This window comes from Devosia sp. (assembly GCF_014860165.1).
Lineage (GTDB): Bacteria > Pseudomonadota > Alphaproteobacteria > Rhizobiales > Devosiaceae > Devosia.
The window spans coordinates 1-17481 of record NZ_JACZKG010000060.1 but is presented as its reverse complement, the minus strand read 5'-3'; the positions used below and the strand labels follow the sequence as shown (position 1 = coordinate 17481).

Here is a 17481-nt window from a genome sequence, read left to right as displayed (position 1 = left end):
CACCCTTGATCACGTCGGTGGCGCTGGCCAGGTCGAGTTTGCCGCACGCGAAGTAGTCGAGGAAGAACAGCGGCTCGGCACCCTGCACGATGATGTCGTTGACGCACATCGCCACCAGGTCCTGCCCGATCGTGCCATGATTGCCGGTATCGATGGCGATTTTGAGCTTGGTGCCGACGCCGTCATTGGCCGCCACCAGCACCGGATCGGTGAAGCCAGCCGCCTTGAGATCGAACAGCCCGCCAAAGCCGCCGATCTCGCCATCGGCACCGGGGCGCCGGGTGGAACGGACGGCGGGTTTGATGGCCTCGACCAGGGCATTGCCGGCGTCGATGTCGACACCCGCCTGCTTGTATGACAGACCGTTTGATGTCAGGTTTTGCGGATCGGACATTGGCCTCAATACCGTGTGGGGAAAGCGTGCGCAAAGCCGTTACCGGAAGACCAAGGCGGTTGCCAACTCCGGAGCCGGAAGCTAGACGGCCTGATAGCTTCTCCACCACACCGACGCAAGGGCCGCCCGGCACCATGACACTGCGAAATCAAGTGCTGATCTGGGTCACGTTCCTCGTGGTGCTGGTGCTATTGCTCTGGCTCTTCCGCGGCATCCTGCTTCCCTTCGTGGTCGGCGCGGCATTGGCCTACCTGCTCAACCCTCTCGTCAACCAGTTGCAGAACTGGCGCTTCAACCGCGGCTGGGCCACGGCAGTGGTGCTGCTGAGCGTGATCACCATCATCGTCAGCCTGTTCTTCATGTATGTGCCGCTGATCGGCCAGCAGATCATCGGGCTGATCCAGCGGCTGCCCGGCTATGTCTCGGACCTGCAGGCGCTGATCACACGCTGGTCGCCGGAGATCAACGAGTGGCTAGGGCCGGAGCGGGCCGCCCAGTTGCAGACCAGCATCAGCGGCCTCGCCAGCCAGGCGCTCGGCTTCATCGCCACGCTGCCGGCCGAACTGGTCAATATCGGCCTGACCGGCGCCGGCGTCATCGGTTTTACCCTGCTCACGCCGGTTGTGGCTTTTTACCTGCTGCTCGACTGGGAGGGGATGGTGCGCGGCCTGCAAGGCCTGCTGCCTCGTGAATCGCGCGCCGAGATCAACCAGATCCTCAGCGACATCGACAAATCGATGGCCGGCGTCATCCGCGGGCAGGGCGGCGTGCTGCTGATCGATGCTGCCTACTATGCCACGGCGCTAAGCCTGATCGGCCTCAACTTTGGCCTCGCCGTCGGGCTTATTGCGGGCCTGCTGAGCTTCATTCCGTATGTCGGATTCGCCGTGGGATTCGCCATTTCCGTGGGCATCGCCGTCGTGCAGTTCTGGCCGAACTACTGGATGGTGGTCGCGGTTGGCGCCATTTTCCTCGGCTGGCAGTTCATCGAGGGCAACATCCTCTATCCCAAGCTGGTGGGCGGCTCGATCAACATCAATCCGGTCTGGCTGATGTTCGCGCTGCTGGCTTTCGGCGCCCTGTTCGGCTTTGTCGGCCTGCTGCTAGCCGTGCCGCTGGCCGCAATTGTCGGTGTGCTCGTGCGCTATGGCGTGGCCAAATATAAGGCCAGTACCCTTTATCTCGGGCAGAATGGTGGCCCCGATGGCACTCCCGGCAAGTCCTGACGAGCCCAGGGGCCAGCTGACGCTCGAGCTGGGCCATACGCCCGCCCAGGGAGAGGCGGACTTCCTGGTCGGCGAGGGCAATGCGCTCGCCCATGGCCGTATCATGGCCTTCCCGCACTGGCCCGACCCCATTACGCTGGTGACCGGACCAGCCAAAGCGGGAAAATCGCACCTGGCGCGCATCTTCGCCGACCGTAGCGGCGCACGATTTGCCGGCACCGGGGACCTGGAGGCCCTGGCGACCGAGGGCGGCACGTCGCCTGTCATCGTCGAGGACGTGGACCGGCTGGCCTATGACGAGGCGGGGCTGTTCCACCTGCTCAACCAGTCCATGCGCGAACAGCGGCCGATTTTGCTGACGGCGCGCGAGGACATTGCGAACTGGCCGCTGGCGACAGATGATGTACGCTCGCGTGTCCGCCGGGCGGCGGCCTACACTCTTGAACTGACGGACGACATTCAATTGTCACAGATGTTCGTGAAACTGTTCGGGGATCGCCAGATAAAGGTCGATCCCAGAATCATCGGCTATCTGGTGGCGCGCATGGAGCGCTCCGCCGAAGAAGTCGTGACTCTCGCTGACCTTATGGACCGGCTGGCGCTTGCCAAGGGCACGGCCATTACCCGCAGCATCGCCGCCGATGCGCTCAACCGCCGCCGCCTGGTGCGCGGGGATGCGAGCCCGGAACAGGATTGGGACACCGAAGACGATGAATGAAATGAGCGAGTTCACCGAAGCCGATGCATCGGTCCCCGATATCGAAGCCCTGCGCAAGAGCCCGGCGCGCTTCGTCAATCGCGAGGTCAGCTGGCTGCAGTTCAACATGCGCGTGCTTGAGGAAGCGGGCAATGTGAACCATCCGCTGCTGGAGCGGCTGCGCTTCGTTTCAATCTCGGCCAACAACCTGGACGAATTCTACATGGTCCGCGTCGCCGGACTCAAAGGCCAGATGCGCGCGGGGCTGGCCAAGCAAAGCGCCGACGGGTTGACCCCGGCCGAGCAGATGGAAGAGATCGCCACGCTGGCCCAGCACCTGCAGCTTGAGCAGCAGGATCACTGGCAGAGCCTGCGCGAGGAGCTGTTTGCCCAGAACGTGGTGATCCACGAGGCCGACGACCTGACGCCGGACCAGGTCAATTACCTGCAGAAGCTGTTCCGCGAGGAAATCTTCCCGGTGCTGACGCCGATCGCGGTCGACCCGGCGCATCCATTCCCGTTCATTCCCAATCTGGGCCTGGCGCTGGCTTTTGAGCTGAAGCGCCCTGACAATGACCTGCCCTTGACCGCCCTGGTGCGCATTCCCGGCAATCTCGACCGCTTCATCAACCTGCCCACCGGGCTGGTCTCGGAGGGGCGCAGCGAGGTGGTGACCATCGATACGCTGGTCAAGCTGTTCTTCCACAAGATGTTCCCCGGTCATGAAGTGGTCGGCTCGGGCGCCTTCCGCGTCATCCGGGACAGCGAAATCGAAATCGACGACGAAGCGGCCGACCTGGTCGTGGAGTTCGAGACCGCCCTGCGCCAGCGCCGGCGCGGCCAGGTGATCCGGCTCGAAATCGAAAGCTCGATGCCGCGCGCGCTCAAGCGCCAGATCAGCGAGCAATTGGGCGTCAAGGATGGCGATGTCTTCGAGGTGCAGGGGTTCCTGGGGCTCGCCGACGCCCGCAAGGTCTGCGATGTCGAGCGGCCGGACCTGAAGTTCACGCCCTATCACGCCCGCTTCCCCGAACGCATCCGCGACTATAGCGGGGACAGCTTCGCCGCCATCCGCGCCAAGGATATCCTGGTGCATCACCCGTTCGAGAGTTTCGACGTGGTGGCGCAGTTCCTCATGCAGGCAGCGCGTGACCCGGATGTGGTCGCCATCAAGCAGACGCTTTACCGCACCTCGGCCGATAGCCCGATCATCAAGGCACTGGTGCTGGCGGCCGAAGCCGGAAAATCGGTGACCTGCCTGGTCGAACTCAAGGCTCGGTTCGACGAAGAGGCCAATATCCGCTGGGCCCGCGACCTCGAACGGGCCGGCGCGCAGGTGGTGTTCGGCTTTATCGAACTCAAGACCCACGCCAAGCTCAGCCAGGTGGTGCGGCGCGAAAAGGGCAAGCTGGTGAGCTATTGCCATATCGGCACCGGCAACTACCATCCGATCACCGCCAAGATTTATACCGATCTCAGCTACTTCACCATCGACCCCTCGATCACCCGCGACGTGGCGCGCGTATTCAACTTTATCACCGGCTATGCCCGCCCCACCGAGCTCGAAACCATCGCCGTATCGCCGGTAAACCTGCGGCAGACGCTGCTGCAGGATATCGCACGCGAGATCGAATTCGCCCGCGATGGCCAGTCCGCCAGCGTCCTGCTCAAGATGAATTCGCTGGTCGACCCACAGATCATCGACGCGCTCTATGACGCGAGCCAAGCGGGCGTGAAGGTGGACCTGATCGTGCGTGGCATCTGCTGCCTGCGGCCGGGAATCCCCGGATTCTCCGACAATATCCGGGTAAAATCGGTGGTCGGTCGCTTCCTCGAGCACAGCCGCATCTATTGCTTCGGCAATGGCGAGGCCATGCCCAACCCGCGCGCCAAGGTCTATATTTCCTCGGCGGACCTGATGGGCCGCAACCTCGATGGCCGCGTGGAAGTGATGGTGCCGATACTCAACAAGACCGTGCACAAGCAGATCCTGGATGTGATTCTGGTTGCCTATCTGCGCGACAACCAGCAGAGCTGGGAAGTGCTGCCCGATGGCAGTTCGCATCGGGTCCGCGCAGCGGAAGGGGAGGAACCCTTCAATGCGCATGACTATTTCATGACCAATCCGTCGCTGTCCGGACGCGGTAGCGCCGGTGGCGAAGGCGAAGAGGGCCTGGCTTGAATCAATTCTGGGGCGTCGATGCCGATCCGACGGCGCAGGGCCGCATCAAGGGTGCCAAGCCCGTGGCTGTCCTCGATATCGGCTCCAACTCGGTGCGACTGGTCGTCTATGAGCGCCATGCGCGGGCGCTGACGCCGCTCTACAACGAAAAATCGGCTTGCGCGCTGGGACGTGGCGTGGGGCGGACCGGTCGTCTGGCCGACGCCAACGTTGCCCAGGCTCTGGACGCCATCAAGCGGTTCGCCCTGGTTGCGCGCATGATGCGGGTGGGCAAGGTCTGGGTGCTCGCGACATCAGCGGTGCGCGACGCCGCCAACCGGCAGGAGTTTGTCGACGCCGTCGAGGCGCTGATGGACAGCAAGGTGCAGGTATTGTCCGGCGAGGAGGAAGCCCATTACGCCGCCCTCGGCGCTGTGGCGGGCATTCCCGGTTTTGCCGGCACCGTCGGCGATCTGGGCGGCGGCAGCCTTGAGCTCTCTGGCATCACCGAAGGCAGCGACACCACTGGCGAATCGTTCGAGATCGGGGTCATCCGCCTGCAGGACGACAGCAATGGCTCGCCGGTCCGTGCAGCGGCAATCGTGCGCGAGCGCCTGGCCAAATCCTCGCTGGGCAAGACGGAGAAGGGGGCATCGTTTGCCGCCATAGGTGGCACCTGGCGGTCTTTGGCCAAAATGCACCAGATCGCGCGCCACTACCCGCTGCACATGGTCCAGCACTATGTCGTGCCGGCCGACGACATGATCCAGTTTTGCCAGCAGATCGTTGGCGCCGGTTCGCTGAAGTCCTATGACGGCGCCGAGCATGTCAGTTCGTCCCGCCGCGAACTGGTGCCATTCGGCGCGGCCGTTATGGCCGAAGTACTCAAGGCCGGCCACTTCGCCGACGTGGTGTTTTCCGCCCTGGGCGTACGCGAGGGCTATCTTTATGGCCTGCTCGACAGCCGTGAGCAGGCCATCGATCCGCTCATCCAGGGCGCCGAGGAACTGTCGGTCCTGCGGTCCCGCTCGCCCGCCCATGCCAGCGATCTGGTCGAATTCGGCGGCCAGTTCCTCGACGCTACCGGAACGCCGGAGACGGCCATTCAGGCCCGGTTGCGCACCGTGGCGTGCCTCCTGGCCGATATCGGCTGGCGCGCTCATCCAGATTATCGTGGGCCGCAAAGCGTTGATGCAGTGGCCTATAGTTCGCTGAGCGGGGTGGATCATCCCGGTCGCTCGTTCCTGGCCCAGGTCATCGCCGTCCGCTACGACGGGCTCAAGAGCAAGGCCGCTGCGCCGCTCGCCGGGCTCGGCTCCGCCGAGATGACAGCGCGCGCGCGACTGATCGGCGCCTTGTTCCGCGTCGCCTATCCCATGACGGCAGCCATGCCCGGCATCCTGCCGCGGATCCGGTTTGAGGCTGCAGACAGCGCCCTGACCCTGGTACTACCGGGTGACCTCGCCTTCCTTGATGGCGAGCACCTGCGCGGTCGGCTGGAGCAGTTGGCCGGCGTGGCGGGGTTCAAGAGTTCGACGGTTCGGGTGGAGTAGCTACTCCGCCGGTGTCGAGTCCTTCACCGCGAATTCCAGCACGCCCTTGCGGGTTGCGACCAGGCCAATGCGGCCGTGCTTGATGTCCAGCGCCTTGTCGCCAAAGAGCTTGCGGCGCCAGCCCTTGAGGGCAGGGACGTCGGCATCGTCATCGAGCACCAGGGCATCGATATCGTCCGATGTGGCGAGGATGCGGGCTGCCACGCCGTGCTGCTCGGCCACCGACTTGAGCAGGACCCGGATGAGATCGCCGACAGCGCCCTTGGGCGAAGGCCCGCGATAGCGCTCCGGCATGCTGGGCAAGTCGCTCTTCTGCAGGGCCTCAACATCTTTCAGCAGCGCCATGATCTCGGCCGCGGCCGAGCTGCGGCCGAAGCCGCGCGGCACGGCGCGGAGTCTTTCAAAGGCGTCTGGTGTCAGCGGGCGCTGCATGGCCAGCTCGAACAGCACGTCGTCCTTGAGCACGCGGCTGCGCGGCTGGTCGCTGTCCTGCGCGCGCCTTTCGCGCCACGCGGCCAGCTTCATCATTGCCGCGAGGTCTCGCGGGCGATTGATCTTCATCTTGAGCCGTTCCCAGGCCTGCTCGGGCTGGACGACATAGGTATCGATGCTGCGCAGCACGCCCAGCTCGTCCTCCACCCAGTCCCAGCGCTTGGTGGCATCCACCTGCTTGCGCAACTCGCGGTAGATGTCGCGCAGGTGGGTCACGTCGGCAACGGCGTATAGCCGCTGCTTCTCGCTCAGGGGGCGCGCCGACCAGTCGGTAAAGCGCGATGACTTGTCCAGCTCGACATTGGTGATCGAGCGCACGAGATTGTCGTAGGAAACGCTGTCGCCAAAGCCACAGACGCTGGCGGCGATCTGGGTGTCGAAAATATTGACCGGCACCTTGCCGGTAAGCTTGACGAATATCTCGATGTCCTGCCGGGCGGCATGGAACACCTTGGTAAGGTTGGGATTAGCAAGCAGGTGGAAGAAGGCTGTCAGATCGAGTTCCGGCGCCAGCGGATCGATTAGCACCGCCTCATCATCCGTCGCCACCTGCACCAGGCAGAGTTTCGGCCAATAGGTCGTCTCGCGAAGGAACTCTGTATCGACAGTCACAAAATCAAACTTCGCAGCGCGCTCGCAGAAAGCAGCGAGCACATCTGTGGAAACAATGAGGTCCATCGGCGTCCGTCTCAAATTCGTCAATATTCTTCCTAGCAGGTGCCGCCAGCCCACTCCATACCGGATTTGTTGAGCCCTTCGGCAGGGTTAGCGCCTCCCGAGCAGCTCGGGTTCCGCCAGCGCCGGTGAAACTTGACAAGCGGGGACTCCCATGCGCTTTTCCCGCCCAAGATTCAGGCCTTTTCCAGAGTTCCCACATGACCTCACATCGCTACCGCTCGCATACCTGCGGGGCTCTCACCGCCAAGGAAGCCGGCCAGACCGTCCGTCTCAGCGGTTGGGTACACCGCATCCGCGATCATGGCGGCCTGCTGTTTATCGATCTGCGCGACCACTATGGCGTCACCCAGGCCGTTATCGACCCTGATTCTCCCGCCTTCGCGGCCGCCGAAAAGGTCCGCGCGGAATGGGTCATCCGCATCGACGGCGACGTGAAGCTGCGCGACGCTTCTGCGGTCAATCCCAACTTGCCCACCGGCACGATCGAGGTCTTCATTCGCGAGATCGAAGTGCTGTCGACCGCCAAGGAACTGCCGCTGCCGGTCTTCGGCGATCAGGAATATCCCGAAGACGTGCGCCTGCGCTATCGCTTCCTCGACCTGCGCCGCGAGAAGCTGCATGCCAATATCGTCAAGCGCACCAAGGTGATCGCGGCGATGCGATCAGGCATGACCGAGCAGGGCTTTGCCGAATATTCGACGCCGATTCTGACGGCCAGTTCGCCCGAAGGCGCGCGCGACTTCCTCGTGCCGTCACGCATCCACCCCGGCAAGTTCTTCGCCCTGCCGCAGGCACCGCAGCAGTACAAGCAGCTACTGATGGTGGCGGGCTTTGACCGCTACTTCCAGATCGCGCCGTGCTTCCGCGACGAAGACCCGCGCGCCGACCGCCTGCCGGGCGAATTCTACCAGCTAGACCTGGAGATGAGCTTCGTCACCCAGGAAGACGTCTGGAACACCACCCAGCCGGTGATCACCTCGATCTTCGAGCAGTTCGCCGACGGCAAGCGCGTCACCAAGGACTGGCCGCGCATCCCCTATGACACGGCCATCCGCAAATATGGTTCGGACAAGCCGGACCTTCGCAACCCGATCGAGATGCAGGCTGTAACCGAGCATTTTGCCGGCTCCGGCTTCAAGGTATTCGCCGGGCAGATCGAGGCCGATGCCAAGGTGGAAGTCTGGGCAATTCCGGTCAAGAACAAGACGGGCGCCGAGCCCATCGGCCGGGCCTTCTGCGACCGCATGAATGCCTGGGCACAGGGCGAAGGCCAACCGGGCCTGGGCTACATCTTCTTCAAGGACGGGCAGGGCAGTGGCCCCATTGCCAAGAATATCGGCGAGGAACGGACCGCCGCCCTCAGGACCCAGCTTGGCCTTGATGACGGTGATGCAGTATTCTTCGTCTGCGGACGGCCGGACAAGTTCTACAAGTTTGCCGGCGAGGCACGCACCAAGGCCGGCACCGATGCCGGTGTGGTGGATACCGAGCAGTTCGCACTGTGCTGGATCGTCGATTTCCCGTTCTACGAGTGGAGCGAGGAAGAGAAGCGCGTTGATTTCGCCCACAACCCATTCTCTATGCCGCAGGGTGGGATCGATGCGCTCAACAGTCAGGATCCGCTGACCATCAAGGCGTATCAGTATGACGCTGTCTGCAACGGCTTCGAAATCGCCTCTGGCTCGATCCGTAACCAGTTGCCCGAGACTATGGTCAAGGCGTTCGAGCTGACCGGCAAGAGCCGGGACGAGGTCGAGGAGCAGTTTGGTGGTCTTTATCGCGCCTTCCAATATGGCGCGCCGCCGCATGGTGGGGCCGCCTTCGGCATCGACCGTATCGTCATGCTGCTCTGTGGCGTGGCGAACCTGCGCGAGATCACGGCCTTCCCGATGAACCAGCAGGCCGAAGATCTGCTGATGGGCGCGCCGAGTCCCGCGACGGCAAAGCAGTTGCGCGAACTGAGCATCAGGCTCAACGTTCAGTCCTAGGCGCATCTGCTCAGGTGGTGTGGTGACAGATGGGCGGCCCCAGGGCCGCCTATTTCTTTGCCTCGACATAGTCCGGGAGATTGTCGACGATGGCGCCCTGTTGTTCCTCGCGCCATTGCATCCGGATCTGCCGACGCTGGCCGTCGATAATTACGAACAGCGACAGGCCGTCGTCATAGGGCAGGAAACCGGAGCCGATGAAGCTCCAGGTTTCGCCCACCGGATGCTCATTCCCATCGAAGTCCCGGAAGGGCTGCACGACCATGTAGGTCATGCCGGGCCAGAGATGTCCGAATGATGTCGTCGGCCAATCCTGGCTCACTCCGGCAGCTCCGTGATTTGCAGTCGGTTAACCAGCGTTAACAGTCCATTAAAGCCTGATTGGTACCGATGACTAGGGCGATGGTTGTCTCGGATTCGGATTTTGAAGTCCAAGTATTCTCATGTTCTGACGCTGATGGGTGCGCTACTGGCGTTCGTTCCCATTATCGCTGTGGACTATCTGCTGGACGGCTACGTCCGCGTGAGAGAGAAAATCGAGATCGAACAATATGTTAATGGCGTTACCTCACAAATAGAGATCGGGGTGAACGACGCCGTCGGCGCACTACGGCGCATCCTCACCGAGAGCCCCTCACTGTGCACGCCGACCTTTGTCGCCAATGTTCAGCGCGAGATCGAATCCAGTCTCAATATGAAGCAGGTGTTGGTCGAGAATTCCGACGGCGTGCAGTATTGCGACGCCTTTGGCCGCACCGTTGCCTTTTCGCCGCTCTCCGAGAACCTGCCGGTACCGGGCCATACCGAGACCATGACGCTGGTCCAGCTCGGCGACATGGCCATGCCAGCGCTCAAGGTCACACAGACCTTCGGCCAGACGCGTCGCGTCTCGGCCTTCGTGCCGCTCATGGGGCAAACCTCGGATGGATTGGCGCAGGGGCTTCCCGCCGCCGCAATGATGCGCGTGTTGCTGACCAATGGCACGCCAGTCCTGACCATTGGCGATGCCGGCGCTTTCGATCGGCGCGGCTCCAGTGCCGAGTTCATCTTCGCTGACGCCTTCGCCGGTGAGCTTCCGCTCAAGGTCGAATATGCCATTCCCTTTGTCATGGCTCGTGCGACCTATGCCGACCTCGATATGGCCTTCACCGCCATTGCCTGCCTGATGAGTGCAGTCGTGCTGCTGCTGTCCCTCGGCTATGTGCGGCGGTCGCGAGTGCCGGCCTTCGATCTGGAGCGCGCTATCGCCCGGGGCGAGATCAAGCCCTATTACCAACCAGTCATCAACCTGCGCACGGGCGAGTTGATGGGCTGCGAGGTGCTGTGTCGCTGGGAGAAGAAGAACGGGCAGGTGGTGCCACCCGGCGCTTTCATCGACTATGCCGAAGTTACCGGCCTTGCCATCCCCATGACCCTGTCGCTGATGCAGCAGGTCAAGTTCGATCTGGGCGACCTGAGCCAGATGATGCCGGAGATGAAAATCTCCATCAACCTGTTCGAGGGGCACTTCCGCGACGACAGCATCGTCGAGGACGTGCAGGCCATCTTCGGCAATTCGCCGATCAACTTCCGCCAGTTGGTGTTCGAAATCACCGAACGGCACCCACTGGCAAACTCCGCCGTTGCCAACAGTGTTATCGCCGGTCTGCACGCGCTCGGCGCCAAGCTCGCCATGGACGACGCCGGCACGGGCCATTCCAACCTGGCCTATCTCGGCACGCTGGGCATCGACATCATCAAGATCGACCGGATCTTCGTCGACATGGTCAAGCCCGGCACGACGCAGGTCCCTGTGCTCGATGGCCTTATTTCGATGGCCAAGGACCTCGATTGCGAGATCGTCGCTGAGGGTGTCGAGACCGAAGAGCAGGCGCTGTACCTGCGGGCGCGGGGCGTCATCCAGGCGCAAGGCTTCATCTTCGCACCGGCACTCAAGATTGGCGCATTCCGCGAACTGGCGACCGCGCTCCACGCGACTGTGGCGCCCCGCAGCCGCATCGAAAGCATTGTCGCCAGCGCCGCCTGAGCGACTTGCGACTTTAGTTGCAGCATTCGGCTGAGTTAGCCACTTTTCAACCGGGGCGATTGGTGGCACCAACGCTGTCCCAAACTATGTCCGCGATCATGCAAGGCGGGCGAGGAGGACTGCGTGACGACCGACCCCAACGAGCAGCGGAAAGCCCTGCGCGAAGCCGCCCTGCATTTCCACGAGTTCCCCAAACCCGGCAAGCTGGAAATCCAGCCGACCAAGCCGCTCGGCAACCAGCGCGACCTGGCGCTGGCCTATTCGCCTGGCGTGGCTGCTCCCTGCGAGGAAATCGCTGCCAACCCGGACTCGGTCGCCAAATATACCTCGCGGCAAAACCTGGTGGCCGTTATCTCCAACGGCACGGCCGTCCTCGGCCTGGGCAATATCGGCGCGCTGGCTAGTAAGCCGGTCATGGAGGGCAAGGCGGTGCTCTTCAAGAAGTTCGCCGGCATCGACGTGTTCGATCTTGAGATCGACGAGATCAACCCGGGCAAGTTCATCGAGGCTGTGGCGCCGCTATGGCCGACATTCGGCGGCATCAACCTTGAGGATATCCGCGCCCCCGATTGCTTCGAGATCGAGGAAGCGCTGCGCGAGCGCATGCCGATCCCGGTATTCCATGATGACCAGCATGGCACGGCCATCATCGTCGGTGCGGCGGTGCTCAACGGGCTCGAGCTCAAGGGCAAGAGAATCGACGAGGTCAAGATCTGCGCATCGGGGGCAGGGGCCGCGGCTATCGCCTGCCTCAACGTGCTGGTAGCGCTGGGCGCCAAATACGAAAACATCTGGGTCGCCGACAAGGATGGCCTGGTCACCCACAAGCGCAATGACGTTAACGACAAGTGGCGCGGCCAGTTCCGTCGCACCAGCGAAGCGACGACGCTGGCCGAGGTGGTCGAGGGCGCCGATGTCTTCCTCGGTCTTTCCGCCGCCGGCGCGCTGAAGCCGGAAATGCTGGCCAGGATGGCGCCCAAGCCACTGATTCTGGCGCTGGCCAATCCGAACCCGGAAATCACGCCCGAGCTGGCCAAGGCAACCCGGCCGGACGCCATGGTCTGCACCGGCCGCTCGGACTATCCCAACCAGGTCAACAACGTCCTCTGCTTCCCCTTCATCTTCCGCGGGGCGCTCGATGTCGCCGCCACCACGATCAACGAAGAGATGAAGCTGGCCGCCGTGCGCGCCATCGCCAAGCTGGCGCATGAACCCGGGCTGGAAGTGTCGCCATCGGGCGCCCCAGCCGTGTTCGGGCCTGATCACATCATTCCCAATCCCTTCGACCAGCGGCTGATCCTGCGCATCGCGCCAGCGGTGGCTCGCGCCGCCATGGAATCGGGCGTGGCCAAGAAGCCGATCGCGGACTGGGACGCCTATATGGATGGCCTCAATCGCTTCGTCTTCCGCTCTGGCCTGGTGATGAAGCCCATCATCGATCGGGCACAGGGCCAGAACAAGCGCATTGCCTTCGCCGATGGCGAGGACGAGCGCGTGCTGCGCGCCACCCAGGTGCTGCTGGAAGAACGCATTGCCCGCCCGATCCTGATCGGCCGCCCGGCCGTCATCGAGGCGCGTATCGAGCGCTTTGGCCTCAACCTGCGCCCTGGCGCCGATTTCGAGGTGATCAATCCTGAAGACGATCCGCGCTACCGCGATTACGTGACGCTGTTCCACTCGCTGGTTGGGCGCGACGGGGTGACCCCGGATACGGCACGTCAGGTCGTGCGCACCAATACCACCGTCATCGGGGCGCTGGCAGTGAAGCGTGGCGAGGCTGACGCGCTGATCTGCGGACTGCAGGGCCGTTTCATCAAGCATGTGCGCGACATCCGCTCCATCATCGGCTTGCAGGACGGAGTAACCGACGTCTCGGCACTATCCATGCTGATCATGCCGCGCGGCGCATTCTTCCTGGCCGATACCTATGTCAACCAGGACCCCACGCCCGACGAGATCGTCGGCATCGCCCTCCAGGCCCGCAACCACCTCAAGCGCTTCAACATCGAGGCCAGGGTGGCGCTGCTGAGCTATTCGAACTTCGGCTCGCGCGATGGCGACAGCGCCTACAAGATGCGCGAGGCCTACCAGAAGCTCAAAGCCATTGCCCCCGACCTTATCGTCGAAGGCGAAATGCAGGGCGACCTGGCACTGAGCCAGGACCTGCGCGAGCGCTACATCCCCGATAGCGTGCTCACCGGCGAAGCCAACCTGCTGATCTTCCCCAATCTCGACGCGGCGAACCTGTCGATGACGCTGCTCAAGGAGATGAACAACGCCCTGTCGGTCGGCCCCATCCTGATGGGGCCGCGCTCGCCGGCCCACATCCTGGCGCCATCGACCACCAGCCGCGGCATCGTCAACATGGCGGCGATTGCCGCGACCGAGGCTATTGGAGCCGAGGCATGATCCGCCACACTGTCGTGTTCAACCTGAAGCATGCAGACGGATCGGCGGAGGAGGCCGACTTCCTCCGCGACGCCATGGCGCTGGCCGCCATTCCAAGCGTCGAAAAGTTCGAGCAGTTGCGCCAGGTCAGCCCCAAGAACGACTATGCCTTTGGCTTCTCGATGGAGTTCGCCGATCAGGCCGCCTATTCGGGATATAATGATCATCCCGTTCACGTCGCCTTCGTGCGTGACCGCTGGCTACCCGAGGTCGAAAAGTTCCTCGAGATCGACTACGTCCCATTGTGATCCGTTCGGCGCTTGCCCGGCTCCGGGGCTCATGCTAGAGCCCCGGCATCGCCATCCGGAGTGCCGAGAATGTGCCCATGAACCAGATCGCTGTGTTCGGTGGTAGCTCGCATCCACAATTGGCCCGGGACATCTGTGCCCAGCTCGGCGTCCCCCTCAATCCGACCCGCGTGACGCGGTTCTCCAACGACTGCATCGAGGTGCAGCTGCAGGCGAATTGCCGCGAGCAGGATGTGTTTCTCATCCAGACGCTGAGTTCCCCGGTGCAGGATCACTTGGTGGAACTGCTGCTGATGCTGGATGCGGCGCGTGGCGCCTCGGCCTCGCGCATCACCGCCGTCATTCCCCACTATTCCTACGCGCGCTCCGACAAGAAGGATGCGCCGCGCATATCCATCGGTGGGCGGCTCGTGGCCGATTTGCTGGCGACGGCCGGCGCCGACCGCGTGCTGACCATGACGCTGCATTCGCCACAGGTGCATGGTTTTTTCAGCGTGCCGGTCGATCACCTGCATGCTTTGGCCGAACTGGCAGACCATTTCCAGCGCTACGATCTCAGCAACGCCGTGGTGGTGTCTCCGGACCTGGGCAATGCCAAGACCGCCGCCGCTTTCGCGCGTCGGTTGGGAACACCAGTCGCTGCCGGCGCAAAGGAACGTCTCAGTGATACTGAAGTGCGGATCACCGCCATTATAGGGGATGTCCGCGGCCGCGACGTCATCGTTCTCGATGACGAAATCGCCAATGGCGGATCCATGATCGAGCTGCTGCGACACCTGCGCGCCAGCGGCGCCCGCTCGATCCGCATTGCCTGCACGCATGGCATCTTCGCCGGCTCCGCCCTGCAGCGGCTGGCCGCCGAGCCCGACCTCACCGAGATCGTCTGCACCAATACGCTGCCTATCGCGCCCGAGCGCATGGTGGAAAAGCTCAAGGTGCTGTCCGTCGCGCCGGCCTTGGCGGAGGCGATGCGCCGCATCAATAGCGGGGAATCGGTGAGCGCGTTGTTCCACGACGTGTCGCGCCTGGGGCAAGCGGCCGAGTAGGCCGGTCGAGACGGAGTTCCTCTCGCTTTCTACCTCAGGGATATGTGAACAGGTTCGGAAGCGCTGCATTCGCAACCCCGCGTTAAACCCTTGTCAGGCATAGTGGTCGGGTTCAGTTCCGGTTAGCCCATGCCCACCCGTCTCAAACGTCCTGCATTCTGGCGACCGCTGGCGCTAACCGCGGCGCTGCTGGGGTTTCAGGGCTATCTCGGTTTTTCAGCCATCGGAGGCCAGTTCGGCATCGAAAGCCGCACGCAGATCATGCTCGATATCGACCAGCTCAAGGCCAGATCGGCCGCCTTGCAGGCCGAGATCGATGTCTACAGCCATCGCGCAACGCTGATGGACACGCGCCGTCTCGACCCGGACATTGTCACTGAACGGGCAAGAGCGCTGCTGAACATGGCCAATGCAGATGACATTATCGTCATGGTGGACCCGAGCACCGGTAAACCACTTTCCGGTAAATTCGAAGAATTAGCTACAGATGAGTTAATTCAACTTATCGAAGCCGATTCAACGCTTTAGGCAGTATCCGCTGCTGCCCGCGAACATTGCTTTCCGTCCATTGCTTGCAGTATGATGTCGAACTGTGGCCAAGTCAGGCCAAGCGGCAAATCCATTTCGATGCGGAGCGTTCCCCATGGCGCGTAAGGCTGTGGCCACCAAGGCCAAGACGCAATCCAACGTACCTGAACTCAGTAGGGAACAGGAGCTCGAAGCTTATCGCGAAATGCTGCTGATCCGGCGCTTCGAGGAAAAGGCCGGCCAGATGTATGGCATGGGCCTGATTGGCGGTTTCTGCCACCTCTATATCGGCCAGGAAGCCGTCGTCACCGGCATCACCATGGCATCAGAGAAGGGCAAGGACGCCCAGATCACCGGCTATCGCGACCATGGCCACATGCTGGTCATGGGCCTCGATCCCAAGGGCGTGATGGCCGAGCTGACCGGTCGCCAGGGCGGTCTCAGCCGCGGCAAGGGCGGCTCGATGCACATGTTCAGCAACGAGCACAAATTCTACGGCGGCAATGGCATTGTCGGCGCCCAGGTGTCGCTCGGCACTGGCCTCGCCTTTGCGGCCAAATACAAGGGCGACGGTTCCGTGTCGCTGGCCTATTTCGGCGACGGCGCGGCCAATCAGGGCCAGGTCTATGAGAGCTTCAACATGGCCAAGCTCTGGAACCTGCCGGTCGTCTTCGTTATCGAAAACAACAAATATGCCATGGGCACCTCGATCGAGCGCGCCGCAGCGACCACCGATTTCTCCATGCGCGGCGCATCGTTCGACATTCCGGGCGAGCAGGTCGACGGCATGGACGTGCGCATGGTCTATGACGCCGCCAAGCGCGCCATCGAGCACGCCCGTTCGGGCAAGGGTCCGTTCATCCTCGAAATGCTGACCTACCGCTATCGCGGGCATTCCATGTCCGACCCGGCGAAATACCGCTCCAAGGACGAAGTGACCAAGTACCGGCAGGAGCGCGACCCGATCGAGCAGGTCAAGGCGCGCCTGATCGCGAGCGGGTTCCAGACCGAGGAGTCGCTCAAGGCCATCGAGAACGAGATCCGCGCCATCGTCACCGAGGCGGCCGACTTCGCCACCAACGATCCCGAGCCGGATGCGTCCGAACTCTGGACCGACATCACCATCAGCGCCTGAGAGCGATAGATGAGCATCCTGCTCGGCGTGATCGCGCTCTTCGCCATTCTGTCACTGGTCGTGGCGGCCATACAGGCCGCCGCCATCGTGCGGCTGGCCCCGGCAAGCGAGCGGCTGGGCTCCTATATGCTGCTGGGCTGGTGGAAGTTCGGCCAGCTCGAGCAGAAGGCCGGCCCTGCCGCGGCCGAGCCCATGGCCATCTACAAGCGGGCGGCGATTGCCTTCATCGTCTTCATCGTGCTCGGCTTGGTGCTGAGCGGCTGGGCCATCAACCAGACGCAGGCTCCCGCCAGCGCGGCTGCCGAGCCCCGGCTGATCAACGACCCGCGCATCATTCCTGCCGAATTTGCCTTCAATACTGACCTTCGCCGCGTGGCCCCGATGCCCGGCGCACCAAATCTCCTGGAGAGCTGATATGCCCCAAATCCTGATGCCCGCGCTGTCGCCCACCATGGAAGAGGGCAAGCTCTCAAAGTGGCTGGTCAAGGTCGGCGACAGCGTCAAGTCCGGCGACGTGCTGGCCGAAATCGAAACCGACAAGGCGACGATGGAGGTGGAAGCCGTCGATGAAGGCCGGCTGGACCGGATCCTCATCCCCGCTGGCACCGACAATGTGAAGGTCAACACGCCGATCGCCGTCATTCTGCAGGACGGGGAAGAGCCCGGCGCGCCGGTGCCTGAATCACCCAAAGCGCCGCGCGATTTGAAGCAGGCCGATGGCCAGAGCCTTCCGGCCCAAATTCGTCCGTCAGGCGAGGGCGTGAGCCGGAGCCCCGACATGCCCGCGCCCGGCGTCCCGCCGGCACAAGAGGTGGCCCCCGAGGTCGGGCTTCCTCCGGGTACGGAGATGATCACCCAGAC

16 protein-coding genes are annotated in these 17481 nt (G+C 63.0%); 13 read left to right on the top strand and 3 right to left on the bottom strand.

What is annotated here, in order from left to right; all coding sequences use genetic code 11:
- The coding region (locus IH615_RS14745) for an AIR synthase related protein (RefSeq protein WP_291362821.1) at window positions 1-394 on the bottom strand (394 nt) is incomplete at its 3' end.
- Between the two features lie 134 nt (window positions 395-528).
- Here IH615_RS14745 and IH615_RS14740 point away from each other — a divergent pair.
- From IH615_RS14740 to IH615_RS14725, 4 genes are read left to right on the top strand one after another with little or no spacing between them, the layout of a single operon-like run.
- Window positions 529-1620: an AI-2E family transporter gene (locus IH615_RS14740; RefSeq protein ID WP_291362819.1), complete on the top strand. Its 1092-nt coding sequence runs from the start codon at window positions 529-531 to the stop codon at window positions 1618-1620.
- Entirely contained in the window at window positions 1598-2338 is a 741-nt protein-coding gene (locus tag IH615_RS14735) for a hypothetical protein (RefSeq protein ID WP_291362817.1), read from the top strand. Before IH615_RS14740 ends, IH615_RS14735 begins: the two co-directional genes overlap by 23 nt.
- Complete coding sequence (locus IH615_RS14730) at window positions 2331-4499, top strand: RNA degradosome polyphosphate kinase (RefSeq protein ID WP_291362815.1); 2169 nt, start codon at window positions 2331-2333, stop codon at window positions 4497-4499. The genes IH615_RS14735 and IH615_RS14730 overlap by 8 nt, the downstream gene beginning before the upstream one ends.
- Window positions 4496-6031 (top strand): Ppx/GppA phosphatase family protein, encoded by a 1536-nt coding sequence (locus tag IH615_RS14725; RefSeq protein WP_291362813.1) that lies wholly within the window; start codon window positions 4496-4498, stop codon window positions 6029-6031. Before IH615_RS14730 ends, IH615_RS14725 begins: the two co-directional genes overlap by 4 nt.
- Here the strand turns inward: IH615_RS14725 and rnd are convergent, their stop codons facing one another.
- The gene (gene rnd / locus IH615_RS14720) at window positions 6032-7201 is read right to left on the bottom strand and encodes a ribonuclease D (RefSeq protein WP_291362811.1); all 1170 of its coding nucleotides are present in this window, start codon (window positions 7199-7201) and stop codon (window positions 6032-6034) included.
- Window positions 7202-7398: 197 nt separating this feature from the next.
- On the opposite strand from rnd, the gene aspS reads away from it, so the two are divergent.
- Window positions 7399-9189, top strand: a complete 1791-nt coding sequence (gene aspS / locus IH615_RS14715) for an aspartate--tRNA ligase (protein WP_291362809.1) — start codon at window positions 7399-7401, stop codon at window positions 9187-9189.
- 49 nt (window positions 9190-9238) lie between these two features.
- On the opposite strand, the gene IH615_RS14710 is transcribed toward aspS, so the two are convergent.
- Window positions 9239-9511 carry a DUF3601 domain-containing protein gene (locus IH615_RS14710; protein ID WP_291362807.1) on the bottom strand — a complete coding sequence of 91 codons (273 nt, stop codon included), beginning with the start codon at window positions 9509-9511 and terminating at the stop codon, window positions 9239-9241.
- A gap of 102 nt (window positions 9512-9613) precedes the next feature.
- Here IH615_RS14710 and IH615_RS14705 point away from each other — a divergent pair, with 102 nt between their 5' ends.
- From IH615_RS14705 to IH615_RS14670, 8 genes are all read left to right on the top strand, one after another.
- Window positions 9614-11215 (top strand): EAL domain-containing protein, encoded by a 1602-nt coding sequence (locus IH615_RS14705; RefSeq protein WP_291362805.1) that lies wholly within the window; start codon window positions 9614-9616, stop codon window positions 11213-11215.
- 123 nt (window positions 11216-11338) lie between these two features.
- Window positions 11339-13624, top strand: coding sequence for an NADP-dependent malic enzyme (locus IH615_RS14700; protein WP_291362804.1), 2286 nt, complete (start codon window positions 11339-11341; stop codon window positions 13622-13624).
- The gene (locus tag IH615_RS14695; RefSeq protein WP_291362803.1) at window positions 13621-13911 is read left to right on the top strand and encodes a Dabb family protein; all 291 of its coding nucleotides are present in this window, start codon (window positions 13621-13623) and stop codon (window positions 13909-13911) included. The genes IH615_RS14700 and IH615_RS14695 overlap by 4 nt, the downstream gene beginning before the upstream one ends.
- A gap of 77 nt (window positions 13912-13988) precedes the next feature.
- On the top strand, window positions 13989-14957 hold the full coding sequence (locus IH615_RS14690; RefSeq protein WP_291362801.1) for a ribose-phosphate pyrophosphokinase: 969 nt from the start codon (window positions 13989-13991) through the stop codon (window positions 14955-14957).
- Window positions 14958-15086: 129 nt separating this feature from the next.
- The gene (locus IH615_RS14685; RefSeq protein WP_291362799.1) at window positions 15087-15485 is read left to right on the top strand and encodes a septum formation initiator family protein; all 399 of its coding nucleotides are present in this window, start codon (window positions 15087-15089) and stop codon (window positions 15483-15485) included.
- Window positions 15486-15600: 115 nt separating this feature from the next.
- A complete protein-coding gene (pdhA, locus tag IH615_RS14680; RefSeq protein WP_291362797.1) occupies window positions 15601-16620 on the top strand; it encodes a pyruvate dehydrogenase (acetyl-transferring) E1 component subunit alpha in 1020 nt (339 codons plus the stop codon).
- Between the two features lie 9 nt (window positions 16621-16629).
- On the top strand, window positions 16630-17034 hold the full coding sequence (locus IH615_RS14675; RefSeq protein WP_291362795.1) for a hypothetical protein: 405 nt from the start codon (window positions 16630-16632) through the stop codon (window positions 17032-17034).
- Between the two features lies 1 nt (window position 17035).
- On the top strand, window positions 17036-17481 hold a 446-nt coding region (locus tag IH615_RS14670; RefSeq protein WP_291362793.1), incomplete at its 3' end, for a biotin/lipoyl-containing protein.